At 33.3% G+C, this 12369-nt stretch carries 8 protein-coding genes and 2 tRNA genes; 3 read left to right on the top strand and 7 right to left on the bottom strand.

The window, feature by feature from the left end; translation table 11 throughout:
• Positions 1 to 132: 132 nt before the first annotated feature.
• On the top strand, positions 133 to 819 hold the full coding sequence (locus tag ETSB_RS00385; protein WP_044107511.1) for a lysophospholipid acyltransferase family protein: 687 nt from the start codon (positions 133 to 135) through the stop codon (positions 817 to 819).
• Positions 820 to 3626: 2807 nt separating this feature from the next.
• On the opposite strand, the gene ETSB_RS00380 is transcribed toward ETSB_RS00385, so the two are convergent.
• The 3 genes from ETSB_RS00380 to ETSB_RS08950 all read right to left on the bottom strand — a co-directional run bounded on the left by ETSB_RS00380 (position 3627) and on the right by ETSB_RS08950 (position 5382).
• Positions 3627 to 3998, bottom strand: coding sequence for a YkgJ family cysteine cluster protein (locus ETSB_RS00380; RefSeq protein ID WP_044105607.1), 372 nt, complete (start codon positions 3996 to 3998; stop codon positions 3627 to 3629).
• An 886-nt stretch (positions 3999 to 4884) separates the two neighbouring features.
• Positions 4885 to 5109: an isoaspartyl peptidase/L-asparaginase gene (locus ETSB_RS10760; protein WP_145972262.1), complete on the bottom strand. Its 225-nt coding sequence runs from the start codon at positions 5107 to 5109 to the stop codon at positions 4885 to 4887.
• A 111-nt stretch (positions 5110 to 5220) separates the two neighbouring features.
• Positions 5221 to 5382: a DUF2256 domain-containing protein gene (locus tag ETSB_RS08950; protein ID WP_070104596.1), complete on the bottom strand. Its 162-nt coding sequence runs from the start codon at positions 5380 to 5382 to the stop codon at positions 5221 to 5223.
• 418 nt (positions 5383 to 5800) lie between these two features.
• Between ETSB_RS08950 and ETSB_RS00375 the strand changes: the two genes are divergently transcribed.
• Positions 5801 to 5887: transfer RNA gene (locus tag ETSB_RS00375), tRNA-Ser, on the top strand.
• A gap of 271 nt (positions 5888 to 6158) precedes the next feature.
• Here the strand turns inward: ETSB_RS00375 and ETSB_RS00370 are convergent.
• Both ETSB_RS00370 and ETSB_RS00360 read right to left on the bottom strand, forming a co-directional pair.
• Positions 6159 to 6398: a 2Fe-2S iron-sulfur cluster-binding protein gene (locus tag ETSB_RS00370; RefSeq protein ID WP_044105605.1), complete on the bottom strand. Its 240-nt coding sequence runs from the start codon at positions 6396 to 6398 to the stop codon at positions 6159 to 6161.
• A gap of 1533 nt (positions 6399 to 7931) precedes the next feature.
• Positions 7932 to 8351 carry an Npun_F0494 family protein gene (locus tag ETSB_RS00360; RefSeq protein ID WP_044105602.1) on the bottom strand — a complete coding sequence of 140 codons (420 nt, stop codon included), beginning with the start codon at positions 8349 to 8351 and terminating at the stop codon, positions 7932 to 7934.
• 111 nt (positions 8352 to 8462) lie between these two features.
• Between ETSB_RS00360 and ETSB_RS00355 the strand changes: the two genes are divergently transcribed.
• Positions 8463 to 8897, top strand: a complete 435-nt coding sequence (locus ETSB_RS00355; RefSeq protein WP_044105599.1) for a peroxiredoxin — start codon at positions 8463 to 8465, stop codon at positions 8895 to 8897.
• Between the two features lie 53 nt (positions 8898 to 8950).
• Here the strand turns inward: ETSB_RS00355 and ETSB_RS00350 are convergent.
• Positions 8951 to 9037, bottom strand: a tRNA-Ser gene (locus ETSB_RS00350).
• A gap of 135 nt (positions 9038 to 9172) precedes the next feature.
• Positions 9173 to 12085, bottom strand: a complete 2913-nt coding sequence (locus ETSB_RS00345; RefSeq protein WP_044105595.1) for a DEAD/DEAH box helicase — start codon at positions 12083 to 12085, stop codon at positions 9173 to 9175.
• Positions 12086 to 12369: the final 284 nt, after the last annotated feature.

Below are 12369 nucleotides of genomic sequence, written 5' to 3'. Positions count from 1 at the left end.
TGCCTGAATGACACTCGACCAACTGTCCTCTACTTTTAAGACATTAATTCGTAAGACCGATTAAAGTGAAGCTGAAACTAACTATAGTTATAGAAAATGAGTTTTTTTAAAAGTTGTATTTTAGCTAATTTTATGAATTTATCTACTTTATATAGTAACTCTGTTGAATCGTCTATTAATCCCTGGTTAGTTAAATTGGTATACCATCTAGGTTGTTGGTTAGTGTTACCTTTATTTTTTGGTCAAATAATAATTACTGGTCAAGAAAATATTCCAATAACTGGGGCGACAATTGTCGCCCCAACCCACCGTTCCCGATGGGATGCTTTGATTATTCCTAAAGCTGTAGGGAGACTTGCCAGTAGTCGAGACGTACGGTTTATGGTAACATCAACCGAAATGAAGGGAATTCAAGGCTGCCTAATTCACCATTTAGGAGGATTTCCTGTTGATGTTAAGCGTCCAGGGTTAAGTAGTTTGGAACGTAGTGTTGCGCTCCTGAAAGCAGGAGAAATGTTAGTTATCTTTCCAGAGGGAGGAATTTTTCGGGACAATAAAGTTCATCCTCTTAAGCGAGGAGTTGCTCGTATTGCCCTAGAAGTAGAATCCAAAAAACCAGAATCTCAAATTAAAATTCTTCCCGTCGGGATTCGATATATCCGACCTTATCCTAGTTGGGGTACCGATGTGACGGTAACTATTGGAAAACCTATAGAGGTCGCTAAATACTCTTCAAAAAGAATAAAAAGCAGCTCTGAAAAACTAACCGATGATTTAGAAGTAATTCTTAGGGAATTATATCAAAAACAAGACCCTTAAGAATCAGTAGTAGTTGTTTTCTAAATTAAGATTATTCCACAAAAAGATGTGATCATTGAGCATGATGATATCAAAACTTATAAAAGCAAATAGCATGATAACAACAATTAGTCATATTGTTATTTGATTATTTAAGTAATGTTTAAATAGATTTTGATGTTTCCTGAAAATTGTAAAAAAATTAAGTTTTCAAGACTAACTAGTTTTATCCAGCTGATTGAAATGGTTTTTGATACTAATAGCAATCAAAAAATAATCATTACACCCTTGAATTGAGCTATGCAAAAGTCAAGGGTCCTACACAAACAGAATAGATATAATGTGATAGTGTACCCATCAGATAGATTTACACTAAATTTGTGTCAGATAATTGATAGATAGCAAAGCTTTCAATCAGTTTTCTTATTAAAGAAGTTATTCTAGCTTTTTAGCAAATTATTACTTATATACATACAATAAGTTTGGTTAAACCCAAACTAAAGTAATGAGAAGAATTCTATCTATTCTTTCTAGCTATTTAGAGTTTAAAACTAAATCTAGAAGGGGATAATATCAAATACAAGCTCATTAAATTGTCTTAAAAACATTGGAAAGTGAATATAATTAAGTCAAATTAGTTAAATAAAGTCTTGCTTTAAATATTTATTATAAAAAAAATAAATTAAAGCAATATAAATATAACTATAATTTCTTAAATATAGAAGGATAGAATCATTTATTCTTCTATATTTTATTTATAGTGACCTGCTTAAATACTTGGTTATTTTCAATACAGACTGGCTGCAGTTAAAACTTAAATTTGTCTTGCTTAAGTTCAACGCAATAATAGCCCATCATGATCGCCTGAATCGATATAGTCTAAAGAAAGGTTAATAACGTCAGTATTTAAGAGACTTACTCCAAGTAATTTAAAGCATGACTCAATACTAACTTGCTCTAAAAGATTGCAGGTTCCTAAATTTAGTATGAAATTACTTTGATTTATCCTAAAGTACAATTGATGAATATTTGTGAAATAAAGGTAAAGTTAAATCGTATGCTCATTGAGTTGTCTCTGATTAATCCAAATTATGAGATTAATGTAGGTGAAAATTCTAGAGAGTAAATTGTACTGTTCTTACAAAGGTAAATACAGTACAGCAATCTTTTATTCTGTTTGCTACAATCAGTCTATAAGTTTACATTATAGACTGATTGAATTAATCTTTTCTAAGAAAAAACTTTGCTATTGCTTACTTTTAAGCTCGTAAATTATAGAAAAAATCTAGTATTACTCCACGGACATGAGTTATAAAAAGATATTTATTAATTGCTGTCTAATTAAAAATTGCTGGCCACCCATTCCTATCAAACGAAGATATTCAACCTGTAATAAGTCGAGATTAGGTTCAGTAAAAATAAGGGGTCGATAATTTTGTTATTAAAATCCTTATTTTTAAAAAAATTTAACGTAACTGATTGTGCTAAAATAATAACAAAATACAAATTGAGTTAAAATTTACTTAAGTTTTAACTCAATTTGTATTTACTTTGGACATCTTTACAGGTGAAAGTAGTAGCTAATTTTATGATTAAAAATCATAACTTATCTTAAACCATAAGAGACTAGTAATTGTAAAATTATAGGAAACTTAAACAGTTGATAGCTAGATCTCTTTCAGTTTACCCAACTATCAAAATCGTCGAATATATTTTTATGTATAGATACCTTCTGTAAAACAGAATAATATTTAGCTAAGTTTAAAAATTAATAAATTTTTAAACTTATAAACGAATACAGCTATAGGCTATAACATAGCAGTTTGCATAAATAATATATACATTATAGATAGCTTTAACTTCATATATTTCATGAATCTCAGAAATAAAACGTAAATGATGTACACAAATAAATCTTTTTATTAGATTTTTAAATAAATTATTGAAATTGAGATGAAGCTACAGATATAACAATTTAGTTTACAACATTTAATGCTGTGAACTAAACTATTTTTTAGTTATGATTTTAATCTGCATCAACTTTATGGAACAAGGTAAACACTGAAACTCTATAGATTAAGTATAGAAACAATTTAATTAATTGTAATTTTTTCTACTTTATCAAAATAACAGATTACAATTATTTATTTTGATATTGACTGCTGCCAGATAAATACCGCCTATGACCAGGCTAATAACTTGTCTATAAACTCCAACCCAAAATTTATTTAGATACTAGTTATTCTCAAAATCTAATAGATTAAATCGATTTAATTAACTAATTTTTTTGATAATATATATAGTTAAATAACTCATTAAAAACCTTTAGATTATCAGGATTCTACATTTTTTAGATGCATAGCTCAGGAGTAGTTTCTACTGATTAACTAGTTACTATATCATATGATATATCACAAATCCGAGATAATCTCTTAGATTAATAACAGAGAAAGAAGAATAAACGATAAAAGAGTAAATTTCCAATTAATACTCTAAACAAACTAGTAGTAAATAATTAAAGCGATAGCTAAAATTATAAAAAACTGAGATTTTACTCTAATTAATAACGTTATTAATTAGGTTGTATTGCCCATTTATGCAAAAAATATTGATGCAATAGTGAAACTCAAAATAAGATGTAGATACTACTTTGGCTCAACCATGAAGTTGAATTTACTCCTTGTTTAATCATTTACTAGGAAACAAAACAGATAAATTAGAGTGAGCTTTGGTCGATTTTGCAACATAAAATGTAAATCAATTTTTGAGCTACCCCTTCCTTATATATTAAAAATCTGCCTTGAAAAGAGGATTCCAACAGTACCGATTTATTCACCTTCCGTCTTTTTATCTACCATCACTAATTGGTTGTAATGCTTCATTTCGAAGCTATTTTCTCCGTAAATTCCTGCAATTTGTTGCTGGCAACATTTAATAGCAAAATCATTAAACTGTACTTTCTCAACCTTATACATTGTCTCGAATGTTTTTGGTGTTACCCGACAAAAATCAGGACGGGTTTGATAAATACGACATTTACGGGTGTTGTGATTAAAGTTAATACACCACCCCCTTTTTCCCACTAAACTGAAGTAATGGGTTATTTCTTCCGGGGTCAAATAATCTTCTAAATCCGGACGGTCTACTGGATCAAGATTGCAACAAGCTCCACATCCTGTTACACATTGCCAAGTTGCCATAATTTAAAGAACCTTATTTTAAATTTGTAATAGGATTTTATGTATTTTTATGTTATTACTTAGAAATGCTGAAGCATTGATAGATATTATAGACTATAAGTTTTATAGATCTTTACTTTTCAAAATAAAGTTATAACAGGAACGTTAAGGAAAAGAGATGAAATTGCTAACAGCCTTAAATCTAAAATTTATTCTTTAATTAATCTTTGTAAACTCTATTATAGTCTTAGGTTTTATGGTTATATTTGTAATGGCGCTTCTCCTGAAGCCTACTTTCTATTTCCTATAGTCTCCCTGTCAGAATAACCTATAAATTCTATCAGTTTACATTCCAGGGTTTATTTTTGATAAAATTGCTGTGGTAAGCGGCAAAAATGATTTGACAGGTTTTGCCCTAAGTAATAAACCCACTTTAATTCAAGAACTATTGCACCTAGTTTGTTTTAGTTGATTTTATATTTTTACAAAGTATCGGACAAGTTCATTCTATCACTCACCTGAATAACAATTTTTACCGCTAAACACTCTATTGACGATATCCCTTACCACTTTTATACAAGCCACATCATTGTGGGAGTTAGCATCCCAGGCAGCATCGCTGAGTCCCCGCTCTGATCTCTCAAGTTGACCTCTGTAGAAGTAATTGCAGCAATATTTCCTTATTTATCTCGGATAACCATTCCAATAGAACCCTCTTGTTTCTGAATACAGTTGAGCAATAAATCAGCACGTCTTACCTTAAAAGTTGTTTTTTCATTTTTCGAGTCATTTTTTTAATATACAAAACTCTGTGAGCGGATCATAAATGAAAATATTAGGTTCTTCGACCAATTTTACCGAATAGAGAGCAGAAAAAGTTTTATCACTTTAGATTTATAAAATTAGGCTAATTAAATGAAATTTTGAGGGAGGAGACCTTGATTATGCCGCTAAATATTTGCTTAGTTCTATCCATTAACCAAACAGTAATGTGAACTAGTCTATCGAAAATAAACTTCGATCTAATTCCAACATTAAATCGGAGTTTACTTTCTATATCTTGACAACCTAAAACTACATTATTTATCGTACTTTCTTTATTTTTAAATAGTTGATAAATTTCACTAACAATATTGTGTAGGAGTTAACAAAAACTTTCTAAATCTCCTTTATCTGTAAGAAAACTTGTATTACTATGAATAATAAATTTAGGTTTAACTGTAGTCATAAGTGAAGTTAAAAGTCAAGATGACCGTTTTAACTGAAAAACACGCTTACGGCAGCGTTTGGAACAATACTTCACCTCATCCCAACACTTAGCCCACTTTTTACGCCAGGTAAAAGAAAATCCACAAACTGGACAAGTTTTTCTCGGTAAATTGGATTTTAAAGGTTGACTTGCCATAAATTATACTACTAATTTACCAGTGATCATATTATAGATAATTTTTTTGATCTTCCATTCGTCAATTCATCTTAGTTGTCACTGCTCAAGAAGTAAAACCCAACAGCAATAGAAAAGAAATACACTTCTTATGAGAGAAAAAAGAAATAATGTTTTGCGAGCTTATCTATATTTATCTGCAAGTGAGAGTGTTAGAACATTTTTGATGTATCCTGTTAACCTCTAGACGTTTATGGTAAAAACAGCGTAATTACTGGGGGTTTATTGTGGTCAATGGCAAGTCCTGGAGTATAAGTAATATTTTATCGTCAAAAAATATTACTTATACCCCTTACTTTGTTTTCTGCCCACAGGTTTTACCATAAAACTTGACATAATATAAGATTTGATACTATAATGATGGTTTGTAACATAACATGGAGAGGTGGCCGAGTGGTTGAAGGCGCAGCACTGGAAATGCTGTTTAAGGGTAACTTTAACGAGGGTTCGAATCCCTCCCTCTCCGTAGATAGAGTTAGGTAGGATGAAAGTATAAAATTTATTACTTTATAGCTGAAAATCTTCTACGATACGATTAAGATTTTGTCCTTTGGGTTTAAAAAATGATTAAGCAATTGAAATCTGGTAATTTATCCCCAGTTAATCCAAAAAGTTAAATTGAAGATGTAAAATTTTTGGAAAAAAGTCGATGCATAGCAGTAAGAAGTTATTGATTTAGTCAATAACTTAAAAATTTGTATAACATAAAAAGACTCTATTTATTATAGATACGATAATCACCAAACAGGATCGGAATAGACATAGATATTTAAAAAATCACTTCCAGCAGGAATTACTTTAATACAGGAACAAACAGGATTTCCTTCTCCTAATTCCACTTCACAAGCATGACAAGAACCCATTAAACATCCTGTGGGAATAAACACCCCTGCTTTTTGTGCTACCTCTAATATAAGTTCACCGGGCTGGGCTTCGATAGTGATTGAATGAGGAAGAAATTGTACTTTAACTGTCATAACTTTTTGAAACTTTAAGATTAACAATCTATTAATTAATTTAATATGGTTTTTGAATAAACAAATTCCTCCACCAAATTCAGCTATGTTTGTAGTAATTGCTCATCGCTGTAGACAAAGGAGATAACTCCCTACGTTAACATAAAAAATTTAACCAAGTCCGTCGCCAGACTCCATTATTAAATAGTTCGTGTAAATAACACCCCCAAACTAGAATCATCAAATAAAGAATACAAAGTCTTTTATTGCTTCTGAGACCGTAATTAAACAAGTAATTCCTTGGTTTATTTTATACCCTATTACAATTAAATTATATTCGGTATAATTAGACATTACTTTTAGTTGACGATAAATTTTTTTAGGGGTAATAACTGTTTCCATTAGAAGTAAATCTAAGCCTAAATAGAAATATTGATGGTCCTCTAATTACTTAGGATGGAGTATCTGTTTTCCTGACATTTGAAACCAGCTGCAAATCCTAATGACAACACCTTCTGATTTAATATAATCTGGTATTTTTTTCCATTTCACTTTCATAAATTTTAATCAAATCAACGATAATAGTTTGAAATCTTGTGATAATTACCGCATTAGTATGGTTCAAAAAGTCTTGTATATTAAGATAGTTTAAATCAACTGTTAGTCCTGCATCTAAAGGATAAAAATCTATGAAATTCGAAATATGAGGTAAGCTAAGAAGATTAATGGTTAAATTTTCTTTTCTATTGAATGGTTGTCAATCTAATAAATTCAAATAATCTTCCGAAGGAAACACAACATCACGCCAAGGAATGACTACCAAGACAGGAATTCAAGTGTAATTTTTTAAGCAATCAATCCCTGAATCTAATAACGATCGCTGTCCCCGAAACTTATTGGTAATAATACCATTAATTAATGCCCTTTCTTTAGGTTCAAGAAGTTGTAATGTCTTCCCACATGGGCAAACGCTCCTCCGCGATCAATATCAACTACCAAAATGATTGCTGCGTTTAAATAGCGAGCAACTTGCATATTCATTCGCTAAATCCCATTTTATATTTATTTCAGCAGGACTACCGGTACCTTCACAGACGATCACGTCACATCTTGTTTTTAAACGCTCAAGATATGATGTAATAGCATTCCATTCTTAATCAAAATACCTTTCATAAGATTCAGCTGCATGAGTTGTTCCTATCATATTTTCCTTTATAATGACTTAAAAAATCATATTTCCTTGAGGTTTCAGTAAAATGAGATTCATTTCGACTGTAAGAGTTATTTTAGCCGCCCAGGCTTGTACTGCTTAGGCGGGTCCAATTTCCCTGCCATTAGGAGTAGGTATTCAATGCCATATTTTGTCCCTTAAATGGGGTAACACGCCATCTTTGACGAACTAAAATTCGACAAATAGCCAGCCAGCCGCAATGAGAAAATATTTTCCAGCGTGGGATGTTGTTCCTAGTAGGATTATAGAGTTCATAAATAAGTTTAACCTAGTATTAAGGACATAATACTTGTGTCCAGCTAGGCCAATGACTTTTTGTATCTTTAAAATAAGAAAAAACGAATCCAACGGGTTAAGTTATCTACGATACGATCCCACCACAAAGCTTTAGACACTTCTTTGCCTTCACTTTCCCATTTAAGGATAACTTTCCGTCCTAAGGGAGTCAAACGAAAACTATCGGTAATCCCTTGTCCATCAACTTCCCGTCGTAGGATACCCACAGTAATTAACCATATCAAGTCTGTTTCGGTTTGTTGTTCTGAAAGAAATTTTTGAGTATATTTTTTTTCAACACCGGTAGATAGAGCAATTTCAGATAGAGGCACACTATTTTTCCTCATGGTAACAAATAAAGATAACTTAAACGAAGTGCAACGTAAAGCACGTTCAGCCCGTTTTAGAGTCTTGTTAGAATAGTTGAGGTCTGAGGGAGTTAGAACTTCAGTTGAAGAAGCAGTCATAAAGATTTTTTAGGGTGAAATTATAACATTTTTATCATTAAGGGTGTTCAAAAAACATTTAAGATATTATGATCGGAACTAATAAACTTTTAATCTAAATACTTAGGAATTATGGTTTTATCTCTTGGAACTATTGCACCAGACTTTACTACTATAGATGATGAAGGCAAAACTGTTTCCTTATCTGATTTTAAAGGCAAAGTCATTGTTATGTATTTTTATCCCAAGGATGATACCCCTGGTTGTACCAAAGAGGCTCAAAGTTTCCGTGATAATTACAGTCAGTATCAGGATAAAGAAATAGTTATCCTTGGAATTAGTATGGATGAACAGTCCTCTCACCGCAAGTTCAAAGAAAAGTACAGCTTACCATTTCAGCTCCTCGTTGATAGTGATGGAGAGATCACTAAGTCCTACGATGTACACGACGGAGTTCGTTCTAAGCGTGTTACCTATATTATAGGTAATGAAGGTAGAATTAACCATGTAGATGAAAAGGTCAAAACTGATAGTCACGCTCAAGATATTTTGGCAACATTAGGATAAACAAACCGTTTTCAGGTAGACATGGTCTACTTGAAAACGGTTTGTAACTATAGCGGAGAGGGAGGGATTCGAACCCTCGTCTGAGTTAATTCAGAAACGGTTTTCGAGACCGCCGCATTCAACCACTCTGCCACCTCTCCAAAGGTAGATGCTCTCTTTTCCATTATATAATGGAAAAGAGAAGCGAAATTCTAATCATAACTCTTAAAATTTCAGCGATGGCTCAGCATAGAGATCTGTTTATAAAAAGACTTCGCATATTAAAACTTGTAAACCTAAATTGGAAATCTTTTAAGTTTAGTCACGGCGTCCTTAGCAGATCTCTTGAGATATCTAGAAATATTTGGAATTTGGGGAATTTGCAAAAGAAGGTCGATAGTTCGTCGCAACAAGCGCACTAAGTCCCCTTCGTCAAGACTCGTATTATTGCACAATTCCTGCCAGTCTGTCCCTAAAGCCCACTGTTCAATTACTCCTGTCAATTCCAACCCTAACCACACTGGAATAGTGATATCATACCGAGATTGAGATTCGCAAAGGAGACGACGAATTTCTCTCAAACTTACTTTGTTTTCATCTGAATAATTAAAAACATTTAAAATCTCTGGAGATGGGGAGTAATTTGTCCAAGTGTCGTGGCGCAAGGTTTCAGTGATTAAGGCACTCACCACAGCAGCCAGATGATGAGACTCTAAACCTTCGAGGGATCCAGACATAATTACCAGTCCTAACCAAAGTTCGTTTTCTCCTCGAATGGTAGCGCAAACTTGCCCTAGAGTCGTGGGTTCATGACCATTAAATGCTTTAAACTCTCTTAAAATATCGATTAAATTAAGGAATTCTTCCCAATAATAGGATTGACGAGACTGGAGTTTATGAAATCTGACATGGCTAATATGGAGTTGTTCTCGGAGTTTCAAGCGTTGACGGTGTAGTTTTAGTAAACGAGTCGGATTTTTTTGTTGGGAAAAGGGATGACTGTCTATTTTCTCTTGAATGTTATTAATACGTTGCTGTTGCTCGATTAACTCCGGGGCGAGCTTCAACGAAAAAGCATGGTCACGTATTTGACTGTGGATCTTTGCACAATTCTCATCACCTTTATGACTTTTGCCGAAAGGAAGAGTATCAAGGTCGGGCAAATTTAGCTCCTTAATTACATTAAGGGGGAGATAAGTTTCACTGATATCGACTACATCGTTACGTTTTACTCTATACCAATAGTTATCTTCCCCTAAACATAGATAATCATAAGACTTTCCTGAGCCAGGCAAAATTGCTACTAATACGGCTAAGTGAGGACTGCGCAATTTTAGACGGTTTCCTTTGAGATAAAAAAGAGCTCCCAAATTCAACTTATCCAATTGAGGGGATATTTTTTGTCTATGGGTTTTCTCTGCTTGCTGTTGTAGAATTTTCAGCAATCGCTGTTCTTCTTTAAGACGAGCCTTAAGTTTCTCGTAAGTAAAGAGATCGGTTTCTGTCAGTCCTGCTAAATCAATATCCACTTTTGTTAATTCAGTAGTCAAACTGGCAATATTCCGCTTTTCAGGTTCTAATTCTAATTGGGCCAGGTATTCTGCAAAACTTCTCTCCAGTAAGTGTTTGGCTTCCTCTAAAGTCTGTTTTTGCAAAAGATTTAAAACCATGCCATAGGATGGAGTAAAGCAACTTTTTAGAGGTTCCAAGTCGGCAGTTGCTAGATAAGCAGCTTCTTTTGCTCCTTCAAAGGGGGTTTGGACCGTTATTACATAACCTACCTTATCCATTCCTCGTCGTCCTGCCCGCCCAGCAATTTGTAAAAATTCGGATGGTCTCAACATGCTATGTCCAGTATCGGTCCGTTTGGAAAGAGCAGAAATCACCGTAGTTCGCGCTGGCATGTTAATTCCTGCTGATAAGGTTGCAGTGGCAAACACCACTTTAACTAAACCTGCCTCAAACAACTGCTCTACTAATTCCTTCCAAACAGGAAGAATTCCCGCATGATGGGCAGCAATGCCTCTGGTTAGAGGTTCAAGTTGGTCACCTCTGACTAATTGACACTTTTTAGCTAATAATTGAAATAAATAGATTTTTGCTTCTTCATCTTTTCTTAGATAATCAAACAAATCGGCATCATAAGATAGATTAGATAAAAAGTTTAATAATGGTTGGTATAGGGGAAGATTTTCAATTTGAACCACCTGAAGTAGGTTTTCTTGAAGGGGAAGATTTCTGGAAAGAAAAAAGGTTAATAGATTATATTGTAGAGCGTGAGATTCTTCTGAAGAAACTAAGGTTAAACTGTTAAGTTTCTGTACTGATTGATCGCACCCTCGACGACTAAAAATAACATAGATAGCAGGAAGTAAGTCTTCTTGATAGAGTTGTCTAATTACTGTTATTAGATTGGGACAATCTTCACGTTTAAGTCGCCTTTTTTGGTTTTGTTGTCCCTTAGATTTTAAACAAGGATTGAGAGCATTTTGTTTCTGATTAAGGAGCGAAGAAAGTCCCGTTTTACTACTAAAGTAAAACCTCAAAGGAACGGGACGAAAATTAGAATTAATCAACTTACACAGACTGACTGTATCAGTATTTAAGTCAATACCCGGGGCAGTTTTTCGGATTTGATTTATCCAATTGGTAAGATCCTTAGGGTTACCGATAGTAGCCGACAGAGCGACCAATTGGATAGTAGGAGGACAATAAATAATAGATTCTTCCCAGACTGTTCCGCGATCTTGATTGCTTATATAGTGACACTCATCTAAAATCACGGTAGCCACGTTTTCTAGAGACGTTCCTACCTGTCCGATAGGGGTTCGGTAAAGCATATTACGGAAAATCTCAGTGGTCATAATAACGATGGAGGCATTAGCATTAATCACTATGTCTCCCGTTATTAACCCTACTAAGTTTTGCTCCTCTTGGTCCAACTCTGGACAAAATTGATCTTGAAAATTACGAAATTTTTGATTTGAAAGAGCTTTCAAGGGGGTAGTATAAAAAACACGCTTACCTCTTTCTAAGGCATGGTAAATTGCATATTCCCCAATAACGGTCTTCCCTGAACCTGTAGGTGCACAGATAACAACAGACTTTCCCTCTGTCAGGGCTGTGATCGCTTCTTGTTGAAACTCATCTAGTTCAAAGGGGAAAAGCTTATCTAAGTTTAATGGAGACGGATCTAAGGATTGTTTCACTCAAGTTATACGTACGGTTAACTGTCAAAGGTTCATATCTCTTTTCCCATTCTATTACGGTGGTCAGGGAATAAATACAAAAATAACACTGACGCAGATAAATTTTTGATTAACTGATGATTAATGATTGAGTAGATTTCTGTATAACAATTATCGTCTTATTTAACAAACCAGTACACAAGTTTACTAAAATATCTATTTTTCGTTATAGGAACCTGATAGTTAAATAAACGTATAAAGTTGAGAATTTAAAGAAAGTATGTAATATGCCCTTTTAATAAAGA

It is taken from the genome of cyanobacterium endosymbiont of Epithemia turgida isolate EtSB Lake Yunoko (genome assembly GCF_000829235.1).
In the GTDB taxonomy this organism is placed as follows: Bacteria; Cyanobacteriota; Cyanobacteriia; order Cyanobacteriales; family Microcystaceae; genus Rippkaea.
This window is presented reverse-complemented; position numbering and strand designations above follow the sequence as displayed.

Coding starts and splice junctions, on each gene's coding strand:
- ETSB_RS00385 (WP_044107511.1), top strand. CDS start 133: ATGAATTTATCTACTTTATATAGTAACTCTGTTGAATCGTCTATTAAT.
- ETSB_RS00380 (WP_044105607.1), bottom strand. CDS start 3,998: ATGGCAACTTGGCAATGTGTAACAGGATGTGGAGCTTGTTGCAATCTT.
- ETSB_RS08950 (WP_070104596.1), bottom strand. CDS start 5,382: ATGGCAAGTCAACCTTTAAAATCCAATTTACCGAGAAAAACTTGTCCA.
- ETSB_RS00370 (WP_044105605.1), bottom strand. CDS start 6,398: ATGACAGTTAAAGTACAATTTCTTCCTCATTCAATCACTATCGAAGCC.
- ETSB_RS00360 (WP_044105602.1), bottom strand. CDS start 8,351: ATGACTGCTTCTTCAACTGAAGTTCTAACTCCCTCAGACCTCAACTAT.
- ETSB_RS00355 (WP_044105599.1), top strand. CDS start 8,463: ATGGTTTTATCTCTTGGAACTATTGCACCAGACTTTACTACTATAGAT.